Below are 25,814 nucleotides of genomic sequence, written 5' to 3'. Positions count from 1 at the left end.
AGACGGGCCTCGTCGCCTCCGCTAGGCCGGTCGGGGCGCGGTGGTACGTCTCATGGACGCGGACGACGGCGACGAAGCCCGCGCGCTGGAGGATGCTGTGCGCCTCAAAGTCGCCGCCCCGGGCGAGGAGTTCGTCGGAGTGCGGGTCGCGGCGGATGTCCAGGAAGCGTTCGGTGCGGGGCAAGGAGACGTTTCTCCTACGGCGATCGGTGGGCGTTGTGCCGGACGGCGGCCGGGGCAGGGACGGCATGGGGCTGGACCAGGAGGGTTGCGGTGGTGTCCAGGTCCTGCTGGATGGCGTGGAGGCGGCGGGCGATCAGCTCCAGGCGGTGTGCCGTATCGGTTCCGGCTGCTCCCGGCTGGCGGGCGATCCGGTGCGAGGCGTGCTCGATGAGTCCGCGTACCGCGGCCAGAGGGCCGGTCTGTTCGTCGGCGAGCTGCGTGAGGATGGTCGCGAGCTGGGCCGACGCCGTGAGCGCTGCGCGGACGGCTGGCCGCCAAGGGGTGTCGGATCGGACAGGGGTCAGGTGGAGGTCCTGTTCGATGCGACGCGCCTCCTGTGCTAGGCGCCGCAGTTTGTCGGCGGGAGGAGCGTGCCACGCGCCGTCGAGGCGGATCAGGTTGGCGATCAGGTCGAGGCGCCCGGGCTGGGCCTGGACGGCGATCCACCGGCAGCCATGTTCCTTGCCGGGGATCTCGATGCCGGCGGCCCGTGCGAGCCGGTGAGCGACCTCGGCCCACTCCGGTCCGGTCAGTTCCCGGTCGTCGGGGTGAAGACGGACATCGAGGTGGAGGATCGCCCGCCGGTCGTCGTCGGGGCTGGCGGCGAACGGATACTCCAGGTAGGGGTCTTCGAGGTGTTCGGCCCACTGGACGGACGTCCAGGTCTTCTGCTCGTCGTCCAGGGTGAAGTAATCCAGGCCGGGCCAGTGGGCGACGATCGTGTGTTCCGTCAGGCCCTCGTTCGGTGAGACCGGCCGCGCCAGCGCCTCTTCGAGCGGGTGGTGGGGCCGGTGGGTCCGATTGTGCAGGCGGGGGATCACCGGCCGCTCCGGATGTCGGCCATGTGCACGAGCTGGCCCAGGGCGGTGGTGGTGTACCAGCCGCAGTCGATCAGCTCGTCGCGGTCGGCGAACCGTGCGAGGAGGGTGTCCTCCATGGCTCGCAGGTAGATCAGGCAGTCAGGGCAGCGGCGTGAGAGGTGCACGAGGTAGCGGGGGTGGGCGGTGACGTAGGACTGGGCGCCGCCGGTCGCATCCCGCAGCCGCCACCCGTCCTCGTCGGTCGGGGTGTGCCAGGACGGGGCCACGACGCGCATCGCGTCGCCCCACAGTTCTCCGCCGGCCACCCCCTTCAGGACGACGACGGTGTCACCGGCCTGGAAGTGGGCGTGGGTGATGTCCCGGTCGGTGGTGAGCGGGTCGGGCGTGGGTGCGAACGCCGAGGTGGGCGGGGGCTGGGACATGAGTTCCTTCCACGCGATTGCTGGCGGGGTGGGAGCATCAATAGTCCGGAGGAACGCCGGTTTGGCTAACCGGCGTTTCCCGGCTATGTTGCCCCGCCGTCAGCGGAACGGGTTTTCCGTCCCGCGGTCCGCCTCGCTGGCCGCGTCGAGGAGTTCGAGCAGGTCAGTGCCGTCGGCGTCGCGCTGGTCGATCCACCACCCGGCACGGGTGATGGAGCGGGCCTTCTCCTCCAGCTCCGCCCAGTCCGCCTCGTCCCACGTGCCCTCGACGAAGAGCGCGGTGTGCGCGGCCGTCATCAGCTGGTGGCGGGAGCGCTCGCCCCAGTCCAGGGCCTTCTCCGGACCCTCCAGGTCCGGCATGTCGAACTGCTTGGCCCACGCGACGGCTGCATCCTGCTCCTCGGCCCGCTTGGTCGCGAGCCACTCCTCCTTGGACTCGGAGTCGGCGTCGCGCGCCGCCTTCCAGCAGCCGGTGCAGTCCTTCGACACGAGCCAACGGGCAAAGCCTGCCCGCTTGTCGGCGGGGCGGTTGGACAGGTCATGATCCACGCTGTGGGAGCAGGCGTGCTCCACGGTCCAGTGCGTACGCACGGCCATAATTCGATCTCCTCAAAAGGGGGTTGAAGGTGGGGGTGCGCCCTGATCAGGACGTCTTGTGCCGGCCTCGGAGTGAGCGACGGTGCCGGCCGCGCGGCCAGTGTCCGGCGGGGCGGAGCTGTCGGCGTGCGGCGAGAAGGACGGCGAGTGCGAAGGCCGCACCGGCGGCGGGGAGCGCGGCGCTGGCGAGCGGCTGCTCGGCGAGGCGTCCGGCCAGGGCGGTACCGGCGGACTGCCCGACGCCGATCGAGAGGATCAGCCACGCGTACGCCTCGCTGGTCCGGTCCGCCGGGGCGAGGGCGTCGGTGGTCACGTAGGCGCAGGCGACCACGACGGTCAGGAACGCACCGGGCACGGCGACCGCTGAGGTGGCCGCGAAGGGTGCGGCCAAGACCGCCAGCGGGAGCCACCCGGCGAGGAACGCAGCGCTGGCGATGATCAGACGGTCGGCGGTGGTCCGACTCCAGGTGCGCCGTCCATAGACGAGGCCGCCCAGGAAGCTGCCGGTGGAGAACGCGGCGGGGATGATGCCCGAGAGCATGTCCTGCTCGTGGTGCTCGGCCATGGAGATCGACCACACGTTCATGGCCCCGATCGCGAACCCGATGCCGGTGAGCGAGATGAACAGGAGCGCCAGGCCGGGGCTGGTTAGCCGACGAGCGGCACCGTGCCGGGTGTCGGCTGACGGCGTCGGTCGCCAGCGCCTCGATGGCGGAGCGAGCACGACCACGGTGGTGCCGGCCAGGCCGAGGGCGGCGGTGACGGTGAGCGCGACGGTGGGGTTGTACGCGGAGGCGAGGGCGGCGACGAGCAGGGGGCCGACGATGTACAGCAGGCCCTGCGTGCCGGTGTCGAGGGCGAGCGCGGCGTGCCGGAGGCGGGCGTCGGGCAGCACGCTTGGCCATAGGGCTCGCAGCCCTGCCTCCAGGGACGGGGTGGTCAGGCCGCCGGCGACGACGATGGCCGTGGCGAGGCCCGGTCCGCCGTACGGTCCGGTCAGCGGAAGGGCCATCAGGAGGGCTGCGTTGAGCACGGCGGCCGGAAGGTGCACGGCCGTTTGGCCGTGGCGGTCCATGAGGCGTCCCTTGACCGGCTGCACCACCGAGGAGGACAGCCCGTACAGGGCGCTGAGCAGTCCGCCGAAGGCGATGCTGCTGCCGCTCGTGGTGGCCCACAGGAGGATCGCGACGGGCGCCATGCCGTTGGGGAGGCGGCCGGTGAGGGTGCCGCCGAGGAGGCGGGCGACGTACGGGCTGCCCAGCACCGCGCCGTAGGTGATGCGCGGTGCCGGGGCCGGGGGTGCGGTCGGGGACAACGGCTACTTTCTCGGGGGGCTAGCGGTGGCGGGCGGTCGTACTGGCGCGGGATGGCGGCGTGGGCGGCGTGGTGTCCACGGCCGGCCGCGGGCGGGCGCGCAGCACGGGGGTGCGGTGCGGGGGCAGGACGGCGACGGTCGCGCCGAGGTCCTCAGCCGCCTCTTCGACTTCACGGGTGAGGAATTCGATCTGCCGGCCCAGTGCCGAAAGACGAGCGGCGATCTGGCGTCCCTGAGCGGTCTCCAACGCGCTGGCGAACTGCCCGCCGGTTTCGAGGAGTTCCTGGAGGCGGACCATCGGCCCTGCGTCGTAGCCGCGCTGGGTGGCGCTAAGAAGGGCGTTGGAGGCGTCGCCAGCGTGCTGAGCCTCGACGACGTCCCGGATGAGTTCCTGCAGCGAGATCTCGGGGACGGGCTCGGGCCGGTTGAACGCTGAGACATCGGCGCGCAACACACCGGGCGGGACTGCTGCAGGCAGTACCTTCCCTGCCTCGTACTCGTGGGCGTAGTGCCCGATCACCTGCCAGCCCGGTACCCCCGGATCGCCGCGCAGCGCGACCACCGTCGAGTCGTCGTCCTCGACCAGGTAAGCGAGGGTGATCGGCTGCCCGTCGGCGGCGTACCACGACTCGGTCAGCTCCAACTCGCCGCGCCGCTGCGCGGCCTGGGCCCTCTCGGTCCACATCTGCTGTTCCTCGTCGGTCAGCGGAGCCTTGTGGTGCTGGCCGTCGCGCTGGTCAGCGAGGTTGCTGGCGATAGGGCTGTGGTCCGCCCAAGCGGTGAGGTGCGGCCACAAGTTCGCGTGCTGAGTGCGTTCGGCCTGGGAGCCCGGGGTGGCCGGCCGATCGAGGGCCCGGCGGATCTCGGCGGTGGAGGCAGCCAGGCCGTCCAGGACGGCCCGCCACCCGGCCACGTGACGGGCGGGGGGCAACTCATCGAGCACGAGGCGGGCGGTATCAAAGAGGGCCTCGGCGTACGAGGCGAGGTGGGTGGCGTACGCCTCCACCGCCGCCTTGTCACGGTGGGCTCGTGCGGCTGCCGCGGCGCCCGCGTGGACGGCACGTCCGTAACGGTCGCGTGTCATGTCGAGCGCGGCCTCGGTCGCACGGTCGATGATCGCCATCCGCAAGCGGAAGTCGCGTGCACCGTTGGCCAGTTCGGGAGCTGTCGGCAAGGAGCCGTCGGGGGCCGGGCCGCTCGCGGGCGTCATCGGGACCGCCCGCCGGTCGCGGCCGTCAGATGGACGGTCGGAGCGTACGTGGGCTTCGGTGGGATCGGCCGGGCCGCCGGCGGGGAGGTGGTGGGCGGTGCGGAGCGCTGCCTCGTCCGGCCGGCGGCGGCCTGGGCGAGACGGCTGCGGCGCTCCTGGAGTCCGTTGGGCCGGGCGGGGCGTGGCGGGCCAGCCGAGCGGGATGGGTCGAGGCGGATGTCGGCCTGCACGGTGTAGCCGTGTCGGCGCAGGTCGTGGACGGCTTGGCGGGTGCGGCGGACTCCGTCGCGCTCGGGCTCGCTGAGCCGGTACAGGCCGGGTTCTCCGGGCGCGGGCTCGAACTGTTCGCGTTCCAGGTACCAGTGGGCGAGGTGTGCGGGCAGGGCGGCGGTGAAGGAGGCGACGAAGCCGTGTTCCTCGTGGTCGCCGAAGGCGAAGTGGGTGCCGGGTTGCAAGGGGGCGGGGTTCTCCTCGGGGCGTGGGTCGGAAGGGTCAGGGGCCGCGGTGCGCGGGCCGGGCCGCGGTGAGGGGGCGGGCCGCGGTGAGGGGGCGGGCTGGCGCGGCGACGGGCAGGGCCGGGCGGCGGTGGGGAGCGCTGATAGGGCCTGATCCGTTTATGTGATTACTCTTTGTGACCTGATTGCTACTTTCCGTGTCTGGTGCTTTGTGATCAGCTGGCCCTGCCACTACGTCCGGAGGCCGCCGCCATGGAGCCCTGGGCGTCACCACCGCATCAGGGAGTGCTCGATGGCGCTTGACGAGGAATCAGCAGCGACGGAAAGCCCCAGCCATGTTCTGGGTGCCGACCACGCGGAACCGACGTCGCAGGACATCGCGCGTGCTCAAAAGGCCCAGGAGGAACTGGCCGCACGCGGGTACAACGTCTCGACCAAGAAGAGGTGGTGGGGCTTCGAGGTCCATCTCGACGCTGAAGCCGCCAACATGGCAGGGGACATCGCTGAGTACATCGGCGACGTGGCGGGCAACGTCCTGCCGTCACCCTACGGCGAGATCGTCGAGCTGTTCTGCAAGGTCAAGTCGGCGTGGATCAAGGAGGTGGGCAAGGACTACGGCTGCAAGCTCGTCTCGCCGTGGATCGCGCCGGGCATGCTCATCCCGATCTCGCTGCGCCCCAGGGAAGACACCCATCTGTGGTGGACGGTCATGGACGCCTCGCACCAGTGGAGCGAGGACGAGAAGTTCGCCGACCACCGCTCCAAGTCCAACCCGGCCATGGCCGAGTACGAGGGGAAGCTGTACTGCGTCCACCGCGGTGACGGGGACGGCAAGCTGTGGTGGACCGTCTACGACCCGGACGGCAACGGCTGGTCTGCGGACACCGCCTTCCCCAACCACTACAGCCAGAACGGCCCCGCCCTGGCCGTCTTCAACGGCCACCTCTACTGCGTGCACCGCGGCGGCAGCGACGACAACCTGTGGTGGACCCGCTTCGACGGCAGGACCTGGAGCCCCGACACCAAGTTCGGCAGCCAGAAGACCAGCCGCGGGCCGGCCCTCGCGGTCTTCGGCGGCAAGCTGTACTGCGCCTACAAGGGCACCGGCAGCAACAACAACCTGTGGTGGTGCACCACCTCCAACGGCAGCAGCTGGAGCGGCGACAAGGAGTTCGGCGCCCACCGCACCGACTCCAACCCCGCCCTGGCCGTCTACAAGAACACCCTCTACGCCGTCTACAAGGGCGTCGACACCACCGCCCTCTACTACGCGCGGTTCAACGGCACCAACGGCTGGAACGGCGACAGCAAGCTGCCCAACCACCACAGCCAGGAAGGCCCCGCCCTGGCCGTCTACAACGACCACCTCTACTGCGTGCACCGCGGCGGGGCAAGCGGCGGCAGCCTGTGGTGGACCCGCTTCAACGGCAGCACCTGGCATGCGGACACCCAGCTCCCCGACCACTTCAGCAAGCAGGGACCGACCCTCGTCAACTACCGCGACCGCAACGGCACCGAGAACCAGCTCTTCTGCGTACACCGCGGCAACTAAACCCTCGCACGACACACCGCACGGCCGCAGACGGGCGCTGTGACCCCGCTCGCGGCCGTGGAACCGCACTGGCCCAGTCCCGAGGCTCCGGGCGCCCTGCAGCACGGCCGGGCAGCCGAGTGCCCGCCCGACCGGGTAGTCCGCCCGCCCGACGTGAGCCGCTCAAGTCGGCTGGGGGCGACCTGGATGCTCCGCCCAGCCCCCCAGGTGGGCCCTCCACCACCGGGCCGAAGCCGTCGGCGGCTTGGGCCCGCAGTAGCGGACTTGCGGGTCAGGGCACGTAGCTGACCGTCGCGGAGAGCTGTTGCAGGCTGGCGACGACCTGGCCAGGGTTGCCGGCCGGGGCGAAATCGACGGGCTGCTGGAGCTGGTAGCCCACCCCCTGCGGGGGGTAGTTGGTGAGCTGGTCGCCGATCAGGACGGCCGTCTTCGTGCCGGACAGCGTCATCGGCCCGCCCCCGCTCGGAGGCTTCTCGATGGTCAGTGTCCAGTCGAAGTACATGGTGTTGCGGTAATTGGAGCTGCCGTTGACCTCGACCGCACTCAGCGGGCTGGTGCCGAGGTCCACCCAGGCCAGGGTGACCCTGCCGAGCACCGGGCTGTCGCCGCTCATCTCGAACCCGACGACCTTCAGCTTCACCCCGGCCTGAACCTCCTGCTCCACCCGGGCCCTGAAACCGCCCTTGATGTCGACGGTGACGAGCCCCAGGGCATCCACTCGCAGCGGCGTATCCGACGCATGGCAAGCGACCGGGATTTCCTGACCGATTGATGGCAGCGGCACGAGTTCTCCATCCGAAGTTGTCGTTGTCCGGCTGCGTCCATGATCGCGACCGGATCATCATGATCGCTACCCACCGTCAATGCTCGATAACCCTATGTATCAAGCCTTGGGGGGCGGGGAGACGTGGCGGACGATCTGGGTGAACTGCGCACACCGGGCCCGGCCCCGGAGAGTCAGCCCTCAGAGGCGTCCCCGTCCGCAAGACGTCGCGGCGGCAGGTGCGCTGATGGGCCACCATCACACCTGGGATCCGAACTCCCAGCTCACCGAGCACTCCAGCGCGCAGGCGCCGGCCATCGTCAACTGCCGCGACCGTAACAACGCCACATCGACCTGACTGCTTGCCGACGAGGGGGAACTAGCGTCGGGCGGCGGGGCGCAGGGTGCCGGCCTTCGCCAGGGCTGCGGCAGGAGCGCTCTGGGGCTGCCTGCCGCGCGATGCACGGATGGCGGGCGGGGAGTCGAGGGAGGACCAGGCCGCCGGGTGGTCGTTGAAGGCGGTGCGCGGGTCGGTGGACCAGCTCACGATCGGGCCGATGTCCTCGTGCAGGAGGCTGATCACCTCGACGCCCTCCTTGTGCAGGACGTACCCCCACTGCATGTCCTGCTCGTCGGCGGTCGTGTCGGTGACCGACATGCGTACCGGGGGTGAGCCGTCCGGGGTGATCAGGTGGTCGAGGGTTCGGCTGGGCCTGTGTTCGCCGCCGGTCAGCGCGGTCACGAGTGCGGGCGGGGCGTCGTCGAGGAGATCGGTGCCGAGTTCGTCCCAGCCGACGGCGACGTCGTCGATGAGGTGCCGGGACATGGCCTCGATGTTGCGTCCGAACTTGTACTGGTAGGCGGCCAGGAGCAAGGGGAGGTGGTGGCTGGGTACGCCGTCGAGCTGGACGTGGATGCCCGCGTAACCCGTACCGATGGTGGGGCGGGCAATGAAGGAGCGTGTGGACAGGAGGTTCTCCGGAACGAGCGGGGTGCGGGGGCGTTCGGCGACCGTCACGGTGGCGCGCGGGTGCCTCTACGCGCGGTCCGACCAGGAGGGAACCGGGGGGCCGGAGGCGTCGGTACGCGCGCAGGTGTAGCCGATCAGCCGGGACGGTGCGGCCTTCGCGGGGACGGTGGCGGCGTCGTTGCACACGAACGTGTATGTAATGGAGATGCGGGGCACGTCGTGCAGCCAGGCTCGGTCGTCCCTCCCGGGGTTGATCTGCAGGCCGGAGTGCGCGACGGCGTCGGTCTGGGTGTGCGTGTGGGAGAAAAGGATCAGCGCGCCGCCGTCGGTGGTCTTCAGGGCGTAGGCGTCCGTGTAGCGGTTGGCGGCGCCGGCGAAGACAGTGGTGCCCTGGTCTCCGTAGCGGGTCCCGGTCTTGTCGTGGACTTCGATCTGCCGCTTGCTCGCCTTGGTCGGTATGAAGACCTTCGTGCCGGTGTTCGTGCCCCCGGTGGCGAAGTTGTCGAGGATCGCGGTGCGCAGCAGCTTGGCGTCGGCGCCGAGGTGCTTGTTGCCGTCGGCGGTGACGGCCGTTGCGTATCCGTCGTGGTCGAGGGCGACGTCCGGCAGGTCCGGGCTGTCGAGGTCGACGACGGAGACCATCTCCCAGCGCTTGTGCTGGGGGCGTTCGGCGAACACGGCCAGCCGTGAGGGTTCCTTGCCCTTCTGGTCCGAGAGCGCGGCGGCGAACCAGCGGTTCTGTCCGGCTCCCAGGCGCGGGATGTACAGCTTGGCGTTCGCGGAGTCGTAGTACCACGGCTTGTACGGCTTGCGGTCCGCGGTGGGCAGCCCTTCGGTCTCGGTGTAGTCCGAGACGGACATCGCGTACAGGGGGCCGTCCTCGACCGTGTCGAGCAGACGCCGATCACGACCGGTGTTGGCCTCGTTGTTGATCTTCGAATAGCGGGTGATGACGTCGCGGGCCTGGGCGGCGCTGAGAGCGGGCACGGGCTTCGGGGCGGCGCTGGCGCTGTGCGTCTGCCGGACCCGGGCGGGGCCGTCTTCGTCGGCGCAGCCGGTGAGGGCCAGGGCGAGGCAGACAGCGCCGGTTAGCAGCGGCAGGGAACGGCGAGCGGTGCGGATGGGGACTCCAAGGATCTGTTGGGCGGATGGGGATCAGCGAGTACGGCTGGTCGTGGGTGCTGTCTTCGGCGATGCCGGCGGAAGAGCCGCGCTGGTGGTGGGCGCCGAATGGCGGAGGTTCACGCCGATGCCCTTGGCCGTGAGTTGTTGGACCACGCCGTGGACGCGAAGTGCACGACCGTTGTCCCCATAGGCGGCGGGAAGGAGGAACGCCGCTTGGTGCGGGTGGTACTGGAAGCCGTGGGCGTACAGCGTCATCCGGGCGTCCACCGGCACGCTCTCGTACGGTGCGCCGAGGGCTCCGTCGCTGTACAAGGTCAGGGTGAGGACTTGGTCGACCTGCGGCGGGCCGGGCCGGTGCGGAGGCTCGGGCTGGTCCGCTGCGCTGGTGAGCACTGTCTGCAGGGCCTGCTCGTAGCGGGGCAGCACTCGTCGGGCGACTTGAGCCGCCGCTCGGGCGGGGTCCTTGGGTACGGCGATGCCGTTGGGTTCCTCGACGACGTCGAAGTGGTGAGGCTTGATGTGCCCCTCGGTGGGGGCGAGCGGCGCGACGACGAACTGGTGCGGGTAGCGGCGCCGGTCGGTGACGTACAGCCGCTGGTTGGCCGGCCCGTGGAGTACGGCGTCGTGGGTGAGGACGTACTGGCTGACGATGTAGTCGACGTGGCCGGCGTCCCAGAGCTGCTCGGTGCGGGGGAACTGGTCCTCATACCGCGCGTGGCGCTGGTAGTCGCTGGTCCAGATGCCCGGCAGGCGTTCTGCGAGGCCGGTGGCGAACGCGGACAGGTCGGTGCGAGGTGAGGTCATGTGTTCCTGGAGGGAGGCGGCGGAGCGGCGTCAGCGGGTGTGCCGCGGTAGAGCTGACGGGAGGGCTCGCGGCGGAAGGGACGGCGTACGAGCCGGAGCGGCGGGCAGCCGCGGTGCGGGCGCGAGCGGGGTGAGGGCCCGCATGCGGTCCTCGGTCACGTGCAGGACCTCTCCGAGGTTGCGGATCTCGGCGGCGGCGTCGGCGAGGTCGTAGGACAGGTCGAAGCCGTCGTCCTGCTCGGCTTCCTTCGCCTTTTCGCCGGCTGCTTCGAAGAACTCGCCGAGCTGCGCCAGCAGGCCGTCGGTGGGTTCCAGGATCTGGTGCAGCAGGGTGGCGGCATCCGCGTGCGACTCGGCCCCGTTGAGCCGGTCGGTCAGATCGCGCAGCGCGTCGCCGTAGACGTAGACGGTGCCACGGTCTGGTGTGCCGGGGGTGTCCCGGGCCGGGGGCGGGGGCGTCGGTTGGGCTGGGTGCAGGTGTGGGATCTCGTGGGGCAGGACGGGGTGCGGTAGCAGTCCGAGCTGGGCGAGGCGGTGGTCGATCGCCTCGATTAGGGGTTCGGCGCTGCCGCCGTGGCGGGCTTCGGGCCGCTGGCGAGCGCCGGGGCCGTCGGTGGGGGCCGAGTCGTAGAGGATCTCGGACAGCGTCTGGTCGTCGGGGTGCTCGCGGGTTGCGAGCCAGCCCTCGGGATCGCCGGGCGGACGCTTGGAGGACGGTTCCTGCGGCGGACTGATGATCAGGTAGCTGTCGTCGGGGAGCGAGACGCGCACGATGTAGGCGCTGAGTCCGAACTCGATGTCGCATGGCAGTCCGCGCGCTCGCAGCGGCGTGGTGATGTGTGCGTGGCGACGCCATAGCTCCTGCCACCACGACATGTTCACGTCTCGGTGGTCGGGAAGTGGCGCGATCGGAACCGCGCGGGCGTCCGTGGTGTTTGCCTCGTCAGCGGCCACGGCTTCTCCTGAGGGACGCCAGTCGGTGTGGCGGAGGCGTTCGGCGAGTGAGGTCGGTTTCCTGCTTCGGAACCGGACTGAAGTCGAGTTCGTACTCGTGGTAGGCGGCGATCAGGTCGTGTTCCAGCTGGGCTTCACGATCGGCGACTTGCGCCATGAGGTGGTCGTGTTCGGCCTGGCACTGCTGGTATTTGGCCCAGTCGGCGTCGCTGAAATGAGCGGGGCGGGTCAGAGCATTCCTTGGGATGTGGGTGGATCGGGGTCCGGGGCAGGCGCGGTCAGCGGTGGCGACCGCCCGGCCTGGGTGGCGGGGGCGCCGGCGGGGCTTCCTGACGGGTGAGCGTCGTGAGGAAGCTTTGGAAGTCGAGGTGGGTGCCGGTCGGTCGGGTTGGCAGACCGGGGTAGGGTCAGGGCGCACTCCGCGGTCTCGGTGAAGTGCGGTGCTGCGTGGCTCGACATGGTCGCCGCCGTGGCGAGGTGCCTCAGGACGGTGCTGCCGGTGCGGGTGGTGTGGTGTGGGCTCCGGGCGAAGTCAGCAGTCAGGTGGAGGACGTCGCGGGAGAGTTCCTGTGCGTCGGTGGCGTGCTGGAGCAGCGCGGTGTACGAGGGCGCGGCCGGTACGTGTCCGTTCTCGTCGAGCAGCTCCCATTGCTGGGCGGCGTCATGCAGTTTGTCCTTCATCGCGTTCAGCGCGCCGATAAGCTGGAGGGCGTCGTCGCGCGGTATCAGGTCGCGTTGGAAGTCGGGTTTCACGGGCCTCTTGGTCGTCAGTGCATCCGGGCGTCGGTGTCGAAGAGCGCCAGCTCGTGGCTGTGCAGGAGGTGCTGCACGATGAAAGATCGTCCGGCGACTTTCCACAGGCCGCGCCCTCGGTTGAGGTGGGCGATGGCGTCCATCTCGACGGAGGTCAGGCCGAGCAGCGAGGCCGCGGCGTGGAGCTGGTCGGTCTCCTGGCGGTAGATGATCCGGGTGGAGCAGTCGGCGAGAAGCCCTTCTGCCAGGGCGCGGCCCTGTGATCCGGCGTCACCTGCGGTGAGCAGATCGCTGAGTCGGTGAATCACCATCAGGTTGGCGATGCCGAGACCGCGGGAGAGCTTCCACTGGGCCTGCATCCGCTGGAGCAGGCCGACGTGGCGCATCAGGCGCCACGCCTCGTCGTACACGATCCAGCGCCGGCCGCCGCTGGGATCGGAGAGGGCGGATTCCATCCATGCGCTCGCGCAGGTCATCGCCAGGACGAGGGCGGTGTCGTCGCCGGAGCCGCCGAGGCGGGAGAGGTCGATGGTGAGCATCGGCGCGGTCGGGTCGAAGGCGACGGTGGAGGGGGCGTCGAACATGCCGGCCAGGTCGCCGTGGACCAGGCGCCGCATGGCGTGGGCCAGGTCGCGGGCGGCGTCGCCGAGTTGGCCCGACATCATCCCGGCGGCCTCGTCGAGTGCGCTTGGGTTGTTGAGGGTGGCGGCGACGTCGCCGAGGAGCGGGGTGCGGTGCGTGTCGGCGGCGCGGGTGACGACGGCATCGAGGGCGACGTCCAGGGCGGTGTGCTCCATGGGCATCAGGTCCCGGCCCAGGACAGTGCGGGCGAGGGAGCCGAGCAGGAGCAGGCGTCGTTTGCGGATCTCGCCGACCCAGTCGGCCTTGGACACGCTCTCCGGGCGCGGGGCCGCGTCCAGGGGGTTCAGGCGACCCGGCAGTCCGGGACCGAGGGCGACGGACTGGCCGCCGAGGGCTTCAGCCACCGGAGTCCACTCGCCCTTCGGGTCGCACGGGACGTAGACGCGGTATCCGAAGGCGACCGAACGCAGCGCGAAGGACTTGGCGAGGGCGCTCTTGCCCTGGCCGATCACGCCGGCGAGCAAAAGGTTGGGGTTGGTGAATCCCTCGACTTTGCCGTACAGAGCGAACGGGTCGAAGACGAATGATGCTTCGGCGTGGACGTCGCGGCCGATGTAGATGCCCTCGGCGCCGAGTCCGCCTTCGGCGAGGAAGGGATAGGCGCCGGCCGCGACCGCGGTGGTCATGCGGTGGGCGGGCAGCTTCAGCTGGTTCCCGCGAGAGGAGGCGGGCCCGGGGCGTCCGCTCGGTGGGTAGAGCGGGGCGGGCATCTGGTGCTCGGCGGGCGTGCTTTCGCTCTGGTGGGCGCTGGCTTCGGCGCGGACTTTGGCGGTGGCCTCGGCGAGCTGGCGGCGGGCGGCCTTGCGGCTGGCGCGGTCGGTGCCGTGGGGGGTGAACAGCGGGCTGGCGGACGCTCGGCGGGCGCGACGGGCGGGCCGGTGGCTCATCGGGGGCCCTCGATTCTGCGGGTGGTGCTCATCGCACGCAGGCCGTGGTGTGCGGCCGGAGGTCGGTGGGGGTGGTTTTGCGGCGTACTACGTGTCCGGCGGCGAGGTGGCGTTGGCAGATCGTCAGCACGGGCGGGCCCTCGGGGAGCCGCTCTGGATGGCAGGAGCTTGTCTCGGCGTCGGCCTGGGGTGTGCCAGGCAGCAGGTGGAAGGCGGCGTGGACTTCGCTGGTGGCCTGCCAGAGCCTGGTGTGGGCGGTGGCCAGGTGACGTCCGGCGACCGGGTGCGGGGGCCGGGTGTGGTCGGCGAGCTGGTCCAGAAGCTGGAGCAGAGCGGTGAGGTGGGCGTGCAGCACGTCAAGGTGCAGACGATCTCCGGGCTTGGGCGGATCCGCGTCCGACGGCGCCAAGGCCCGTGCGTGGTGGCGGATGCCGGCGCTCGCGGCGCGGAGGTAGGGGTGCGCGTCGTCGGGGCGCGTAGGAGAGGTCAAAGGTGGTGGTCCTTCCTGCCGGTAGGCAGGGCAGTGAGGGGCGACCCGGCGCGGGTGAACCGGAGTGCGGTGGGTCAGGGCGCGTACGAGCGCGGCTGGTTCACAGGGCGGTGCGGGCCAGCGGGAGCGCGGTGAGGGCGAAGGCGTCGGGCTGCTGGTAGTTGAGCCGTCGGAGGTCGACGCCGGAGGTGACGGCGTGGGTCTCGATCTGTGCGCAGGCGGCGTCCAGGAGGGCGTCGGTCTCGGCGGTGACGGTGACCAGGCCGGTCAGTGCGACGTCCGCGTGTCCGGCGATGAGCTGGCGTTCGCGGGTTTTGACGTCGGCGTACTCGACGGAGTCCTCTTCGGAATCGACCTGTCCGCGGCGTGCGCGCTCGTTGGCGTCGGCGATGATCGCGGCCTTCTTGCGCTGGACGTCCCGCAGTGCGGACTCGAGCCCCTGCGGCACGTATATAAGGGAGAGGCTGCGGCGCACGCCGGCCGTGAACATCAGCCCGTGCAGGAACCCGGCCCCCCTCTCGGTCCTCGGCCAGTTCTCCACCCAGTACGTCGCGTGCCGTGCGCTGTCGGTGGCGAGGCGGTCGTACTCCTCGAACTGGACGACGGGCCCGGCGGCTGCGGGGTCGGCTTCGGCGCGGCCGGTCTCGGACCACTGCTGGAGCGCGGCGAGGGCCTTCGGGTCGTAGGCGGTGCGAATGACGGCGGCGATTTCCCGTGCGCTCAGCCAGCCGGTGACCTGGAGACCTGCGTTGCGGGCGGCCTGCGCGATGGACGCGGTGGTCTGCTGCATGACGGTGAACGCCCCGGGCAGCCCTCCGCCGGCCTGGTTGATCAGGCGCCGGGCGGCCTTGAGGTCGAGGGAGATGGCGAGGTAGGTCTCGTGAGGGGCGGCGGCAGGGCCGGCAGAGGAGACCAGCTCGGAGTAGATCTGTCCGGCGACGGGGGTCTGGGGCTGCCCGTTGTGGGTCCAGTGGCGGCTGAGGGTGTCGCCCGAGTCGGGGACGGTGCGTTCCAGCACCTGCACGGTGGCGATGTGCCCGGTGCGGGCGATACCCGCGAGCGCGCGTCCCCAGCTGCTCACGTTGTGGTTCTGGGTGGCGGGGTCGAGGAGGGCGAAGGCGCGGCTGGTGACGCGGGCGATGGCGGTCAGGGTCTGCTGGTGCGGGTCGTGGACGGCTGCGGCGCCGTTGGCGGAGTCGCCGGGGGTGACCACCTTGAGGGAAGCGGCGGTGCCGGGCAGATGGAGGACGCCGTCCTGCCGGGGCCGGGTGACGGGCCGAGCGAGCCAGAGGGTCTGGCCGGTGCGGCGACGGTGCGCATACCGGGTGACGATCGGCGCCCAGTCGATCAAGGAGCGGCCGTGCCGGCGGATCGCGACGAGTGCCCCGGATGCCGCCCACAGCGGTGCCAGGGCAACGGCGCCGAGCAGCCCGGTGGAGATCACCGTCATCAGCAGCAGGGCCAGCATGCTGGATACGAGTACGAGTTGGGGCAGGGAGAGGCCGAGGAGGATGCCGCGGCGGCTTCGGTGCGGGAACTTCACCGTGACCGGGGCGACGGAAAGATCAGTCAAGGGGCGGGTCCTGGAGGCGCGGGTTGAACCCGGGGGCGGGAGGGCGCGTGCACATCCCGCCCCCGGGAGTCGGTCAGGGAATCAGAGGCCGGTCGGAGGCGGCGGGGGGCCGCTCGCCTCGCTGGACGGGGCGTTCTGCGTGCCGGAGGACGGCGGTGCCCCCTGCGGCGGCGGGGTTGTGGTCGGCGGAGTGGACTGCCATCCGCCGCTCTGCCCAGACGCGGCACTCGCGCCGGATCCGCCAGGCCCCGGGCTGCCGCCCACCTGGCCGCTGGTGTCGTCGGATACTCTCGTCGGCGCGGGCTGGACGGCCTTCTCCAAGCCGGACTTGACCGCGTCGCCGCCGGGCGAGGCACCCGTTCCGCCGCTCTGCGATCCCTCCTTTCCCTCGCCGCCTCCGCCGGTCGGGTTGGCAGCGACGTCGCCGGGGAACCCACCGCCGTCGGGGCCCTGCGGTGCGGCACCCGCGCCGGCGGCAGCGCCCCCGGTTCCGGCGGTGGCCGCAGCAGCGGCGGCCTTGCGGGCGGCCTTCTCGGCGTGCGCCTTCGCGATCTGCGCACCGGCGCCGCCGGCACGGTGGATGGACTCCCCGTCGGTCCCGTCGGCCGCCCAGTGCACGAACTTGAAGACCGCGTACGGACACAGCAACACCAGGATCATGATCACGATGCCGGACATGACGTCGGCCAGAGCGGCGATGCCGTCCTTGGCCTCGGTCTTGCCCATGGCGGCGATACCGAGCACGAAGATCACGGTCATCAGGAGCTTGGAGACCACGAGGGTGGCGGTGGCTTCGATCCAGCCCTTGCGCCAGCGCCGGGCGACTTCCCAGCCGCCGCCGGCGGAAGCGAAAACGGCGAGGGTGACCATGACGAGGATGCCGACCTTGCGGACCATCATCACGCACCAGTAGAGGAAGGCGCCGATGGCGGCGCCGAGCCCGGCGACGACCGGAACGAGCCAGCCGAGGCCGGACAGCGACCCGATCTGGTTGACCTTCACGATGCGGCGCACGGCTGACTCGATGTTCAGGTGCGCGGTCTTGAACAGGCCGTCGGAGACGGCGTCGACGACTTCGACGGCCACCGTGGTGAAGGCGATGGCGCAGAAGGCGAACAGGACACCGCTCATGGTGCCGGTGAACGCTTGTGTCAGCGCTTGCCCGTCGCGCCGGATGGCGGCCCGGACCAGCTGTGCGCAGAACGTGGCGACCAGCAGGACCAGGCCCAGTGGCAGCAGCATCTCGTAGTTGTCACGGAACCATCCGGCGTTCAAATCCACCTTCGTGGTGGTGTCGACTGCCTCGGCGGCCAGATCGGCTGCGGCGGCGGCCAGTTCACCGGCGGACTTCGCCATCCAGTCACCGATGGCCTTGCCGGGGTCCGAGGCGAAATCCACCGCGTCACCGACCGCGCACAACTTGTCGGCCAGGGGGTAATCACAGAAACCCACGGGGAGTTACTCCTCCTTTCTTGTCTCAGACGCGGGTCACTGCGTGACGCTCGGAGCGATGGCCGCCAGGGTGCAGTCGTGATTCGGGCGGCACTGGACGGCGAGGGTCACGGCCCGTTCCTCGGCCCCTCCGCCGCCCTTCTTCCAGGCGATCTGCTGCGTGCCGTTGACGGTGACGACGTAGATGTACGCCTCGGTGATCGCGGACGGGTCCTCGGCCAGCGCCTGCTTGAACGCGCCGGGGTAGTGGCCCTCGGTGACGTGGGCGGTGGCGTGCTGGTCCTGGTCGGCCATCCGCGACCACAGCACCGGGTCAGGAACCTGGCCGGAGACCGACGCCCAGTCGGCGTACTTCGTCTCGGTGGTCATCCAGGCGCGCATGCCAGCGAGCTGCTGGTCTCGGCTGGTGTCACGGGTGTGGTAGGACCACAGCATCTGGGCCGCTGCCTTGGCGTAGGCGACCGGCTCGGCAATCTGCGGCGGCTTGGGCACCGTCCCGGATCCGGAGGATGGCTTCGGTGCGGCCTCGGAGGCGGACGGGCTGCCGGTCGGGGCGGGCGCCGCAGTATCCGGAGCCTGGTGGCTGTTCCCGCCTCCGGTCAGCAGGGCGACGACAACGGCGATGGCGAGCAGGACGGCGACGGCGGCGACGACGATCGCGATGCGCCGGTTGGCTGACCACCCCGTGCCGTACGCGGACAGTGAGAGGGAGGGGGATCGTTTCCGCATCAGTGGACCTGCGAGCCCAGGCTGGAGAAGAAGGCCACGATGCCGTTCGCGGCACCCAGACCGAGGGCAGCGCCGGCGGCCACGACCGCGCCCTTCTTGCCGTTGGCCTCGGCCTGGTGGCCACCGGTGTGGTGGCCCCAGGCCCAGACGCCGAGTGAGACGGCGAGGGCGCCGACGACGGCGATGATGCCGAACATGTTGATCGAGTTGACGACGTTCTTCAGCACGCTCAGGCCAGGCAGGCCACCGCCCTTGGGCGAGATTCCTGGGTCGTAGGCGAGCTGGATGACGCGGTCTGCGAGGGGGACGGACATGGGTGTGGGAGGGCTCCTTGAGTACGCAGGCCAGGCGGGGGCCGGCGGGGAGGGGGAGAAGCGAGGCGACTGTCTCGCGGAGGGAAGGCCGACAACGATGCGTGAAACAGCTGGCCCGCTTGGCATCCGCAGCGCGGCGTGCACGAGGACACGCAGGTGTCGTCCCGGGCCGGGCGAGCACATGGTCCGGGTGGGTGCTGCCGGCGGCAGCGCTGTGGCTCACACTGCGGGGCGGCGGCCGGGGTGCACTACTTCGGGATCGACGGCTTCGGCGCGGGGTTGGTCTGGTACGGATTCGCGCAGTTGTAGATCATGTAGCCGCGCACCTTCTTGCCGTCGGACTTCCGTGTCACGGTGCCGCGGGTGTACCAGGTCCGCTCGGCCTTCTTGTACGCCCACTGGTCGTAGACGACCTTGTCGCTCCGGTAACCGATACCCACGACCGCGGACGTCTTCGACGGGGCCTTGCGGATCTTGACCGCACTGCAGCTGATGGTGGTCTTACCGGTGTCGTACGCCTGTGCCGTGGTGGCGGTGACCAGGCCGCCGGCGGTGACGGCCAGGCCCAGAGAGGCTGCTGCGAGGGCGCGGTGGCGGGTTATCAAGGATGCTCCTTACTGTCGGGGTGATCTCGGTCAGAGGTGGTGTGTCGGGCGGTCGCGCCCCGGCCGGTGTCAGAGGACGCGGCGGGCGGCGAGGATCGTCCAGTCCTTGATCGGGGTGATCCGGACCGGCTTGGTGGTGCGGGGCGCCTCGATGACGAGGCCCTCGCCCATGTACATGCCGACGTGCTCGGGCCGTGCGGCGCTGCCGCGGCTGAAGATCAGGTCACCGGGCTTGAGGTGAGCGGGCGAGACCGCTTTGCCCTCGCCCACCTGCGTGTACGTGGTGCGAGTGAGCGTGACGCCGGCGTGCGCGTACGCCTGCTGCATCAGCGAGCTGCAGTCGCAGCGGCCCATGGGATCGGGAGCGTGCGAGTTCGTGCAGGATCCGCCCCACTGGTAGAGCGTCCCGAGCTGCTGCATCGCCCAGGCGATGGCCTTGCGCGCCTTCGGATCCGCGTCCTTGGGGATCGAGTAACCCTTCGGGACGCTCCCCTCGGGGATGCGGCCGAATCCGGAATTGTCCTGGCCCGGCGCGCAGCCGGTCGTGGCCGACGGCTCCTTGTCCGTGTCATTGCCATCCGCGTCACCGCCGCCGGGGAAGGTCTTGGCGATGGCGCCCTGCAGGGCGGTGGCCAGCTTCTCCCACTGCGCGTAGGCGTCCGGCAGGCCGGACTTCTGTACGGCTTGGGCGGCCTGGGTGACGGTCATCTGCTGCCACCCGCTCACCTTGAGCAAGTGCTTGTAGAACTGCTCGCTCGCGTAGGTGGGGTCGCGGATCTGCTCGGCGCTGCCCCAGCCCTGGGAAGGGCGCTGCTGGAAGAGGCCGAGGGAGTCGCGATCGCCGTAGGAGAGGTTGCGCAGTCGGCTCTCCTGCATCGCCGTGGCGAGCGCGATGATCTGTCCCTTCTTAGGGACGTCGAGGGAGAGGCCGGTGGCCACGATGGTCTGGGCGTTGGGGACCTGCTCGGCGGGCAGGTCCAGGCCCTCGACGCGCACATCCTTGCCGGACGCGCCGTCGAGGATCTTGGTGACTTGTTCGGCGACCTTGTCGCTGTCGATGTCGGTCAGGCAGCTGGTGAAGGAGCCGCTGCTCTGCACGGCGTCGGCCGAGGAAGCCATCATCATGCCGGTACCGGCGATCAGGATCGGGGAGAGGAAGACGACGCCGATGCCGGCGGCGAGCCCCTTCAATCCGAGCGGACCGCTCGCCGGTCAGCGGTTTCGGGCATGGGTGGGTAGCGCGACGTCATGAACGTGTCCTTGGGCGGTGCGGTGTCCGACGTGCCGCGTGCGCGAGGCGTGTCGGAAGGGCGCGGCAGCCGGGGTGGGCGATCGGAGGCGGGCCGGTGCGGGGCGAGTTGCCGCTCGCTTCCTGTGGCCGGGCCGTGAGCTAGGTGTGCCAGGGCAGGGGGGTACCTCCGTGAGGTGTGGCAGGGCAGTAGCCAGCGGTGGTGTGCGCCGGGCGGTTCAAAAACAGTAGGCGCGGATCGGCGGTTGACCAAAAAGTCGGCGTGAGGTGCCGGAAACCGATACCTCGACAGGGCACTTCTTGGTCGTCGGCGGTTTCGCCTCTACAGTTTTTGGACTCCCCCTCGCCCTCCTCGGTCTGCGGCCCTGGGCTTCTACATGCCCACTTCCGGCCCCCGAGGACTCCTGCGCGAGGCGGCTATTTCCCTCCGTGTTTCCGCACCCGAATCGGGGTCCCTCTTTGCCTTTTTCCCTTCACCAGGGCGACGCTCTGGCCGTTCTCTCCGGCCTTCCGGACGGCTGCGTCGACTCCGTCATCACCGACCCGCCGTACAACAGCGGGGGCCGGACCGCGAAGGAGCGCACCACTCGCTCCGCGAAGCAGAAGTACACCTCCGCCGACTCCAAGAACGACCTCGCCGACTTCACCGGCGAGAACATGGACCAGAGGTCCTACGCGTTCTGGCTGACGCAGATCATGACCGAAGCCCACCGCCTCACCAAGACCGGCGGGACGGCTCTGCTGTTCACCGACTGGCGCCAGCTCCCCACGACAACGGATGCGATCCAGGCTGCCGGATGGCTGTGGCGCGGTGTCCTGGCGTGGCACAAGCCGCAGGCCAGGCCGCAGAAGGGCCGTTTCACCCAGAACTGTGAATTCATCGTCTGGGCCAGCAAGGGGCCGATCGACGGCTCCCGCAACGCCGTCTATCTGCCGGGAATGTACTCGGCGTCGCAGCCCTCGGGCGCGAAGCGCCAGCACATCACGCAGAAGCCGGTCGAGGTGATGCGCGAGCTGGTCAAGATCAGTCCCGAGGGCGGCACGGTCCTCGACTTCTGTGCCGGCTCCGGCTCCACGGGCGTGGCCGCCCTGCTGGAGGGCCGGGATTTCATCGGCGTGGAGAAGACCGAGCACTACGCGTCGATCGCGGCCGACCGGCTCACCGAGACGATCCGCGCGACCCTCACGCAGGACGACGTGGTTCTTACCGCCTGAGCCGCGTCCGTGCTCGTCGCCACGGCGACCAGCTCCCACGCGCAGCCGTCGGCGGCATACCGCTGGAGCAACGTGCAATCCGCCGGCGGCGCCGCGCGAGGGCGTCCTCGCATTTCCCTCATTCCGCGTCTCGTAGGAGGCCGAATTTCTCAATGCCCGAATCCGCAAAGCCTGCCGACGATGGGGAGTTGGAGCCGATTCGTATTCCGGATCCGCAGCTGGAGGGAATCGAGGCGAGCGTGCGGCGGCTCATGGAGCAGTCGGCGCAACAGGCTCAGCAGCTCGACCACCTCGCGTCCGCCCCGTCGCCGAGCGGATCACCGTTCGCCGCGTTCGGAATGCCGGGACTCGGCGGCCCGCCGGCTGCCGCTCCGCCGGAGCCCCGCCCGATCCTGGAACTGGACGGAGAGGAGCGCGAGGACGAACTCGACGCCCTGTCCGACTGGGTCGACGATTTCTTCCTCCCGGTCTATGGGGCGGAGGTCACCACCGCGGCGCCGTGGTGCCTGCAGTGGCAGGAGCACGACGACGTCGTGGCCTGGCTCCACGCTCTGTGGCTCTCCTACCAGCAGCACAAGGACCCCGAATCCGGGCTCTCCGGCCTGTTCGTGTGGCATCGGGACTTCCTCACCCACGCCGTCGCGGCGATCCGCGCACCGGGCGGCCCGCTGTCGGCTTGCATGACCTCTCCCGACCGGCCCGCACACCGTCTCCTGCCCGGCCCGCCGCCGTCCGTACGCACGGAGACGGCGGCCACGGCGGAAGCCGCCGACCCAGACGAGCCGGCGTCATGAGCACGGGACAGGGACAGCCCGCCTTCGGACTGAGCTTCGACCCTCGCGCGCTGACCGATCTCCTCCAGGCCCCCAGCGACATACGCGACCTCACCCTCGCCTACCTGCAGGAAGTCGTGAACGCGCAGCGCTTCGGGCTGCGGCTCGACGGTGACCTGGAGGGATTCAGGAAGCTGTTCGTGGACTCGCGCAAGGACTGGCGTGTTGTCTACGGCGTCCGCCCGGCGCCCGCGGAGTCTGCCCATCCCAAGGAGATCCATGTCGTCGCGATCCGGCCGCGCGCGGGCAACGACGTCTACGACGAGGTCGGCCGCCGTCTGGGCATGACCCGCCGGCCGCTGAGCGCCCGCACCCATGCGGCTCGCTCCCGTTCCCCGCAGCTGGCCACTCGCGCGCCTGTGCCCCGGCCCGGTCCTCCGCCCACCGCGACGCCGCGTCTGCCCCGTCCCGCAACGGACCCCGCGCACCACCACACCCGCTGAACGCACGGAGCGTCGCCTATGCCTCGTGAACCCGCGCCGACCACCCGGCGTGCGGTCTCCCCGCTCGACCATCGCCTCGAAGCCGCCACCGGGCACGACATCGACACCCTGTGGGCCTACCGCGACCGCGGCGTGCTCGACGAGCAGCACGCCCTGCTGGTCGACCGGCACCGGGAGCTGGCCAAGACCCAGACCGGCGTCATCTTCTACCTGCGTCTCCTCAATCGCCTTTCCAGCGGCGAGTTCGACGTCGACGGTGCCCTGTTCACGCGTATCGACCGCACCGTGGACCAGTTGGAAGAGGCTGCCGATGCGCGGGACGCCGCCGTCCGGGCGGTGCTCGCCGCCCTGGAGCCCATCGAAGCCGCAGCAGCGTCCACCGCGCCCGACGCGCGGCAGCTCTCGACGGACGACCAGGCGGCGCTGCTCGCCATCGACGGCGGCGCCAAGCTCTACGAACACCTGCTGACCGGCCGGATGTCCGTGACAGCCGCCTCCGGCACCCGCATCTCCCACGCGAAGCTACGGCGGCTGGAGGACGCCGGCTTGGTCGCCCGGGACACCGGCCACCCCGTACACGCTGGCCAGCCGGCCGCGCTTACCGACGCCGGAAGAGCCGCGCTGTTCGCCGCCCGCAGGACCCCCACGACGCGGACGCCGAAGGTCCCAGCTCGACCCGGCACATCGCCGTCAACTCCGGCGCAGCGGCGCTGAACTCCACCGAAAGGCCCCTTGTTGTCTCCCACCGAACCGGCGCCGGTCCGGAAGCCCATCCCCCAGGTCGACTTCGATCTGGACGATCTCGACGCCGACGAGGAGAAGTACCTCGACTTCTACCGCAAGGTCGGTGTCCACGAGGACATGCTCGTCCCCCTCGCCGAACACCACGACGGGCCGCACAGCTACTACGTCCTGTTCGACCGCACCGCGACCTGGGGACACCCCGGCATGCCCCAGGTGCTCGCCGTTCATCTGCAACGGGACTACGAGAAGCAGACGTTCAGCTTTGAGCAGGCCCCGCTGCCGCTGCCCGCGATGGCGCAGTCCTGGCTCATCCACCGCGGCTGTCCGCACGATGCCATCGGCCTCGACCCCGAGCTGGGCCCGCCGCCGGCAGACGAGGCCACGCGGGCGCTGGAGCGACGCCTCGCCGGCGACGGCGACCACTACGCCATGGGCTACTCCTACACCAGCGGCGACCCGGACGACATGGTCGTCGTCGTGGCCCTGCGTGCCTTGGACGAGCGAGCCCCGTCGCCGTTCCGCGTCGTGGTCGAAGAGGTTGACACCGAGACGTGGACGCACACCCTGCGCGAGGGCGGCTTCGACACGGTGGGCGAGGCCCTGCAGTGGTGCGACGACCGGCTCACCGGCGAGGCTGGCCCTCTCCCGGCAGCCGCCGCCAGCCGCCCGGCCGGTGTGGCGAAGGCCCCTGCCGCGCACCCGCCCGGCCGTTCACGCTGAGCGCTCACCCCGACGCGGGCGGCGCAACATAGCCGACGATCGCCGGTTAGCCAAACCGGCGATTCTCCGGACTCTTATACAGCCGCCGGGACAACCCCGCGGCACCTCTCCCCGTAATCCCTATGCCCTCACGGAGGTTTCTTCCGCATGCGCTCCACCCGAATTGCAATATCCGCGGCGATGCTCGGCGCACTCGCATTGCCGATGCTGTCTGCCACTACCGCCGGCGCGACCCCGCTCCCGACTGCGGCCTCCATCACCAACTGCCACAACCTCCCGCCGCTGCCGTACGCGGTCCACACGAAGGCCGTGACCATCCGGTCCAAGGCCACCACGAAGTCCACCGCGGTCGGCGTGCTCTACAAGAGCCACAAGTTCACCGTCTCCAAGAAGAGCGGCAACTGGCTCTACATCAAGGACAGGACGACCGGCGTCAAGGGCTGGGTCTCCGGCACGTACGTCTACCGCGACGTTCGTATGTGCCTGGACTAACCGGAGTCCAGCACGCCCCGGTAAGCGGCTGAGCCGCCGGGTACGGCCGCCCCTCACATTCCCCTCCAGGCATCGGCCTTTCCAGAACAGGAGATCCCCCTTGTCCGACGGCATATCCGAGGATTCTGCGGATGTCGTGGGTGTGCTCACCGAACGGATCGAAGCGCGCTTCGACATGGGCATGGACCAGTTGAAGGCCGCGGTCGCCGCCGCGCCGACCGCGAACCCTGACGCCACCGACGTCGTCAAGTGGCACGGCCTTCTCGTCGAGGCCCAGTCCGTGCTGGAGCGCACGGAGGACGACCTCCTCGCCGCACTGCAGACCCAGCCCAGCGAGGTCGACGACCCGACGATGGGCCTCGCCCATCGGGTGAACGCAGCCGTCACCGCCCGCGACGGCCGTGCCCTGGTCGTGCGATGGCTCCTCGACCCGGACGCCCCGGGGAAGAAGGACCTCGCCGCAGAGCGCCTCGCCCGCCTTCGACCCCGCACCGGCCCGGCGGTGCAGACCAGCGCCCCCAACCGGCCCGCGGGTACAACCGCACCGGCGACGGCGTGGCGATCGGCAAGGGCCGCCCGATGAGCCGGGACAAGCCCAGCACCATGGATGCCGACCTGTAGAAAGTCTTCGGTAAGCTGGCCCCCGAGCTGTACGAAGCGGCGGGCGGCCACGATGCCTCGCCCGCGCTCGCCCGGGCCCTGGAGCTGCGTTCCTTCCTGGCGCTCACCGAAGAGCAGGTCGCCCGCGTCCGCGCCCGCGTCCACGCCGACATGGATCCCGACCGCGACATGGGCGAACTATCGGCGGACAAGCTCCGCTTCGACGCGCAGTGGCTGGAAGCAGCACTGGAGGCTCGCGACGGCTACCGCGCCGCCCTCGGCGAGCTGCTGCGCACCATGCCCCCGCCCGCCCAGCAGGCCCGGCCCGTATGAACGGCTCAGCTCAGGGCCTCCGCAACCCCGCCCCGCCTGCCGCCCCGGCACCCCAGCGTGCCGGGGCGGCCCGGGCCCGCCGACCGTGAAAGCCCCCGCTTGCCCCACCCCACGTCCACCGACATAGCCGGACGGATCGAGGACCTGTACGGCGCACCGCTCGCCGACCTCGAAGCCCACGCCCAGGACCAGCCGCCCGGCATGCTCTCCGCCCTGCTCGGCATGCACGACGACCTCGCCCTCGCCGAGCGCAGCATCGACTTCCACCGTGACCACCTCGCCAGGCTCATCCACCCCGAGCGGCAGATCGGCCCGCACGAGGTCTCCCACCTCCTCGACGGGACCCGCCGCCTCGCCGAAGCCGTCGCCGTCCGCGAGGTCCAGGCCAAATCGGTCGCCGCCGTCCTGCAGAGCCTGGCCCGCGTCCCGGCCCCGACGCCTGTCCCGCCAGCTCCCTCGCCGCCTGCTCCGGCTCCGCCTCTTCCGGCCCCGAGTCCGGCGCACAGCCGCTGACCCGCAGGCGATCCCCC

30 protein-coding genes are annotated in these 25,814 nt (G+C 70.5%); 10 read left to right on the top strand and 20 right to left on the bottom strand.

What is annotated here, in order from left to right; all coding sequences use genetic code 11:
- Positions 1-197: 197 nt before the first annotated feature.
- The 6 genes from SMIR_RS04865 to SMIR_RS04840 all read right to left on the bottom strand — a co-directional run bounded on the left by SMIR_RS04865 (position 198) and on the right by SMIR_RS04840 (position 5,042).
- Positions 198-1,043: a relaxase/mobilization nuclease gene (locus SMIR_RS04865; RefSeq protein ID WP_212726629.1), complete on the bottom strand. Its 846-nt coding sequence runs from the start codon at positions 1,041-1,043 to the stop codon at positions 198-200.
- Positions 1,040-1,465, bottom strand: a complete 426-nt coding sequence (locus SMIR_RS04860; RefSeq protein WP_212726628.1) for a hypothetical protein — start codon at positions 1,463-1,465, stop codon at positions 1,040-1,042. The genes SMIR_RS04865 and SMIR_RS04860 overlap by 4 nt, the downstream gene beginning before the upstream one ends.
- Positions 1,466-1,564: 99 nt before the next feature.
- Positions 1,565-2,062, bottom strand: coding sequence for a hypothetical protein (locus SMIR_RS04855; RefSeq protein WP_212726627.1), 498 nt, complete (start codon positions 2,060-2,062; stop codon positions 1,565-1,567).
- A gap of 46 nt (positions 2,063-2,108) precedes the next feature.
- Entirely contained in the window at positions 2,109-3,377 is a 1,269-nt protein-coding gene (locus SMIR_RS04850) for an MFS transporter (protein WP_212726626.1), read from the bottom strand.
- 19 nt (positions 3,378-3,396) lie between these two features.
- On the bottom strand, positions 3,397-4,587 hold the full coding sequence (locus tag SMIR_RS04845; protein WP_212726625.1) for a hypothetical protein: 1,191 nt from the start codon (positions 4,585-4,587) through the stop codon (positions 3,397-3,399).
- The gene (locus SMIR_RS04840; protein ID WP_212726624.1) at positions 4,584-5,042 is read right to left on the bottom strand and encodes a hypothetical protein; all 459 of its coding nucleotides are present in this window, start codon (positions 5,040-5,042) and stop codon (positions 4,584-4,586) included. The genes SMIR_RS04845 and SMIR_RS04840 overlap by 4 nt, the downstream gene beginning before the upstream one ends.
- Positions 5,043-5,334: 292 nt before the next feature.
- On the opposite strand from SMIR_RS04840, the gene SMIR_RS04835 reads away from it, so the two are divergent.
- The gene (locus tag SMIR_RS04835; RefSeq protein ID WP_212726623.1) at positions 5,335-6,594 is read left to right on the top strand and encodes a Kelch repeat-containing protein; all 1,260 of its coding nucleotides are present in this window, start codon (positions 5,335-5,337) and stop codon (positions 6,592-6,594) included.
- Between the two features lie 271 nt (positions 6,595-6,865).
- Here the strand turns inward: SMIR_RS04835 and SMIR_RS04830 are convergent, their stop codons facing one another.
- The 14 genes from SMIR_RS04830 to SMIR_RS04765 form a co-directional block, all read right to left on the bottom strand.
- Positions 6,866-7,312 (bottom strand): hypothetical protein, encoded by a 447-nt coding sequence (locus SMIR_RS04830; protein ID WP_212726622.1) that lies wholly within the window; start codon positions 7,310-7,312, stop codon positions 6,866-6,868.
- A gap of 424 nt (positions 7,313-7,736) precedes the next feature.
- Positions 7,737-8,294, bottom strand: coding sequence for a hypothetical protein (locus SMIR_RS04825; RefSeq protein WP_249938608.1), 558 nt, complete (start codon positions 8,292-8,294; stop codon positions 7,737-7,739).
- A 99-nt stretch (positions 8,295-8,393) separates the two neighbouring features.
- Positions 8,394-9,314, bottom strand: coding sequence for a DUF8094 domain-containing protein (locus SMIR_RS04820; protein WP_249938356.1), 921 nt, complete (start codon positions 9,312-9,314; stop codon positions 8,394-8,396).
- Positions 9,315-9,482: 168 nt separating this feature from the next.
- Positions 9,483-10,256 carry a hypothetical protein gene (locus SMIR_RS04815; protein ID WP_212726621.1) on the bottom strand — a complete coding sequence of 258 codons (774 nt, stop codon included), beginning with the start codon at positions 10,254-10,256 and terminating at the stop codon, positions 9,483-9,485.
- Positions 10,257-10,286: 30 nt separating this feature from the next.
- Positions 10,287-11,210, bottom strand: coding sequence for a hypothetical protein (locus tag SMIR_RS04810; RefSeq protein ID WP_212726620.1), 924 nt, complete (start codon positions 11,208-11,210; stop codon positions 10,287-10,289).
- Between the two features lie 228 nt (positions 11,211-11,438).
- Entirely contained in the window at positions 11,439-11,963 is a 525-nt protein-coding gene (locus SMIR_RS04805; protein ID WP_249938355.1) for a hypothetical protein, read from the bottom strand.
- A 14-nt stretch (positions 11,964-11,977) separates the two neighbouring features.
- Complete coding sequence (locus tag SMIR_RS04800; protein ID WP_212726619.1) at positions 11,978-13,492, bottom strand: VirB4 family type IV secretion system protein; 1,515 nt, start codon at positions 13,490-13,492, stop codon at positions 11,978-11,980.
- Positions 13,493-13,520: 28 nt separating this feature from the next.
- Complete coding sequence (locus SMIR_RS04795) at positions 13,521-13,982, bottom strand: DUF6238 family protein (RefSeq protein ID WP_212726618.1); 462 nt, start codon at positions 13,980-13,982, stop codon at positions 13,521-13,523.
- 100 nt (positions 13,983-14,082) lie between these two features.
- A complete protein-coding gene (locus SMIR_RS04790; RefSeq protein WP_212726617.1) occupies positions 14,083-15,555 on the bottom strand; it encodes an SCO6880 family protein in 1,473 nt (490 codons plus the stop codon).
- Positions 15,556-15,636: 81 nt separating this feature from the next.
- Entirely contained in the window at positions 15,637-17,007 is a 1,371-nt protein-coding gene (locus tag SMIR_RS04785) for an SCO6881 family protein (protein WP_212726616.1), read from the bottom strand.
- 36 nt (positions 17,008-17,043) lie between these two features.
- Positions 17,044-17,736 (bottom strand): hypothetical protein, encoded by a 693-nt coding sequence (locus SMIR_RS04780; RefSeq protein WP_212726615.1) that lies wholly within the window; start codon positions 17,734-17,736, stop codon positions 17,044-17,046.
- A complete protein-coding gene (locus SMIR_RS04775) occupies positions 17,736-18,050 on the bottom strand; it encodes a DUF6112 family protein (protein WP_212726614.1) in 315 nt (104 codons plus the stop codon). The genes SMIR_RS04780 and SMIR_RS04775 overlap by 1 nt, the downstream gene beginning before the upstream one ends.
- A gap of 248 nt (positions 18,051-18,298) precedes the next feature.
- A complete protein-coding gene (locus SMIR_RS04770; protein WP_212726613.1) occupies positions 18,299-18,655 on the bottom strand; it encodes a hypothetical protein in 357 nt (118 codons plus the stop codon).
- Between the two features lie 69 nt (positions 18,656-18,724).
- A complete protein-coding gene (locus SMIR_RS04765; RefSeq protein WP_212726612.1) occupies positions 18,725-19,846 on the bottom strand; it encodes a C40 family peptidase in 1,122 nt (373 codons plus the stop codon).
- A 517-nt stretch (positions 19,847-20,363) separates the two neighbouring features.
- On the opposite strand from SMIR_RS04765, the gene SMIR_RS04760 reads away from it, so the two are divergent.
- The 9 genes from SMIR_RS04760 to SMIR_RS04720 all read left to right on the top strand — a co-directional run bounded on the left by SMIR_RS04760 (position 20,364) and on the right by SMIR_RS04720 (position 25,797).
- Complete coding sequence (locus SMIR_RS04760) at positions 20,364-21,119, top strand: DNA-methyltransferase (protein WP_212726611.1); 756 nt, start codon at positions 20,364-20,366, stop codon at positions 21,117-21,119.
- 251 nt (positions 21,120-21,370) lie between these two features.
- On the top strand, positions 21,371-21,913 hold the full coding sequence (locus tag SMIR_RS04755) for a DUF4913 domain-containing protein (protein WP_212728288.1): 543 nt from the start codon (positions 21,371-21,373) through the stop codon (positions 21,911-21,913).
- Positions 21,910-22,395, top strand: coding sequence for a hypothetical protein (locus tag SMIR_RS04750; protein WP_212726610.1), 486 nt, complete (start codon positions 21,910-21,912; stop codon positions 22,393-22,395). Before SMIR_RS04755 ends, SMIR_RS04750 begins: the two co-directional genes overlap by 4 nt.
- 18 nt (positions 22,396-22,413) lie before the next feature.
- Positions 22,414-23,109: a hypothetical protein gene (locus SMIR_RS04745; protein WP_212726609.1), complete on the top strand. Its 696-nt coding sequence runs from the start codon at positions 22,414-22,416 to the stop codon at positions 23,107-23,109.
- 18 nt (positions 23,110-23,127) lie between these two features.
- Positions 23,128-23,859, top strand: a complete 732-nt coding sequence (locus SMIR_RS04740; protein WP_212726608.1) for a hypothetical protein — start codon at positions 23,128-23,130, stop codon at positions 23,857-23,859.
- Positions 23,860-24,039: 180 nt separating this feature from the next.
- Positions 24,040-24,351 (top strand): SH3 domain-containing protein, encoded by a 312-nt coding sequence (locus SMIR_RS04735; RefSeq protein WP_212728287.1) that lies wholly within the window; start codon positions 24,040-24,042, stop codon positions 24,349-24,351.
- A gap of 100 nt (positions 24,352-24,451) precedes the next feature.
- Positions 24,452-24,934, top strand: coding sequence for a hypothetical protein (locus SMIR_RS04730; protein WP_212726607.1), 483 nt, complete (start codon positions 24,452-24,454; stop codon positions 24,932-24,934).
- A 206-nt stretch (positions 24,935-25,140) separates the two neighbouring features.
- Positions 25,141-25,284: a hypothetical protein gene (locus tag SMIR_RS44850; protein WP_422664400.1), complete on the top strand. Its 144-nt coding sequence runs from the start codon at positions 25,141-25,143 to the stop codon at positions 25,282-25,284.
- A gap of 99 nt (positions 25,285-25,383) precedes the next feature.
- Positions 25,384-25,797, top strand: a complete 414-nt coding sequence (locus tag SMIR_RS04720) for a hypothetical protein (protein ID WP_212726606.1) — start codon at positions 25,384-25,386, stop codon at positions 25,795-25,797.
- Positions 25,798-25,814: the final 17 nt, after the last annotated feature.

This window comes from Streptomyces mirabilis (assembly GCF_018310535.1).
Lineage (GTDB): Bacteria > Actinomycetota > Actinomycetes > Streptomycetales > Streptomycetaceae > Streptomyces.
This window is presented reverse-complemented; position numbering and strand designations above follow the sequence as displayed.

Excerpts from the sequence above, each read along its gene's own strand:
- SMIR_RS04745 (WP_212726609.1), top strand. The coding sequence starts at position 22,414 with ATGCCTCGTGAACCCGCGCCGACCACCCGGCGTGCGGTCTCCCCGCTC.
- SMIR_RS04775 (WP_212726614.1), bottom strand. The coding sequence starts at position 18,050 with ATGTCCGTCCCCCTCGCAGACCGCGTCATCCAGCTCGCCTACGACCCA.
- SMIR_RS04860 (WP_212726628.1), bottom strand. The coding sequence starts at position 1,465 with ATGTCCCAGCCCCCGCCCACCTCGGCGTTCGCACCCACGCCCGACCCG.
- SMIR_RS04750 (WP_212726610.1), top strand. The coding sequence starts at position 21,910 with ATGAGCACGGGACAGGGACAGCCCGCCTTCGGACTGAGCTTCGACCCT.
- SMIR_RS04845 (WP_212726625.1), bottom strand. The coding sequence starts at position 4,587 with ATGACGCCCGCGAGCGGCCCGGCCCCCGACGGCTCCTTGCCGACAGCT.
- SMIR_RS04800 (WP_212726619.1), bottom strand. The coding sequence starts at position 13,492 with ATGAGCCACCGGCCCGCCCGTCGCGCCCGCCGAGCGTCCGCCAGCCCG.
- SMIR_RS44850 (WP_422664400.1), top strand. The coding sequence starts at position 25,141 with ATGGGCGAACTATCGGCGGACAAGCTCCGCTTCGACGCGCAGTGGCTG.
- SMIR_RS04855 (WP_212726627.1), bottom strand. The coding sequence starts at position 2,062 with ATGGCCGTGCGTACGCACTGGACCGTGGAGCACGCCTGCTCCCACAGC.
- SMIR_RS04755 (WP_212728288.1), top strand. The coding sequence starts at position 21,371 with ATGGAGCAGTCGGCGCAACAGGCTCAGCAGCTCGACCACCTCGCGTCC.
- SMIR_RS04735 (WP_212728287.1), top strand. The coding sequence starts at position 24,040 with ATGCTCGGCGCACTCGCATTGCCGATGCTGTCTGCCACTACCGCCGGC.
- SMIR_RS04815 (WP_212726621.1), bottom strand. The coding sequence starts at position 10,256 with ATGACCTCACCTCGCACCGACCTGTCCGCGTTCGCCACCGGCCTCGCA.
- SMIR_RS04835 (WP_212726623.1), top strand. The coding sequence starts at position 5,335 with ATGGCGCTTGACGAGGAATCAGCAGCGACGGAAAGCCCCAGCCATGTT.
- SMIR_RS04780 (WP_212726615.1), bottom strand. The coding sequence starts at position 17,736 with ATGCGGAAACGATCCCCCTCCCTCTCACTGTCCGCGTACGGCACGGGG.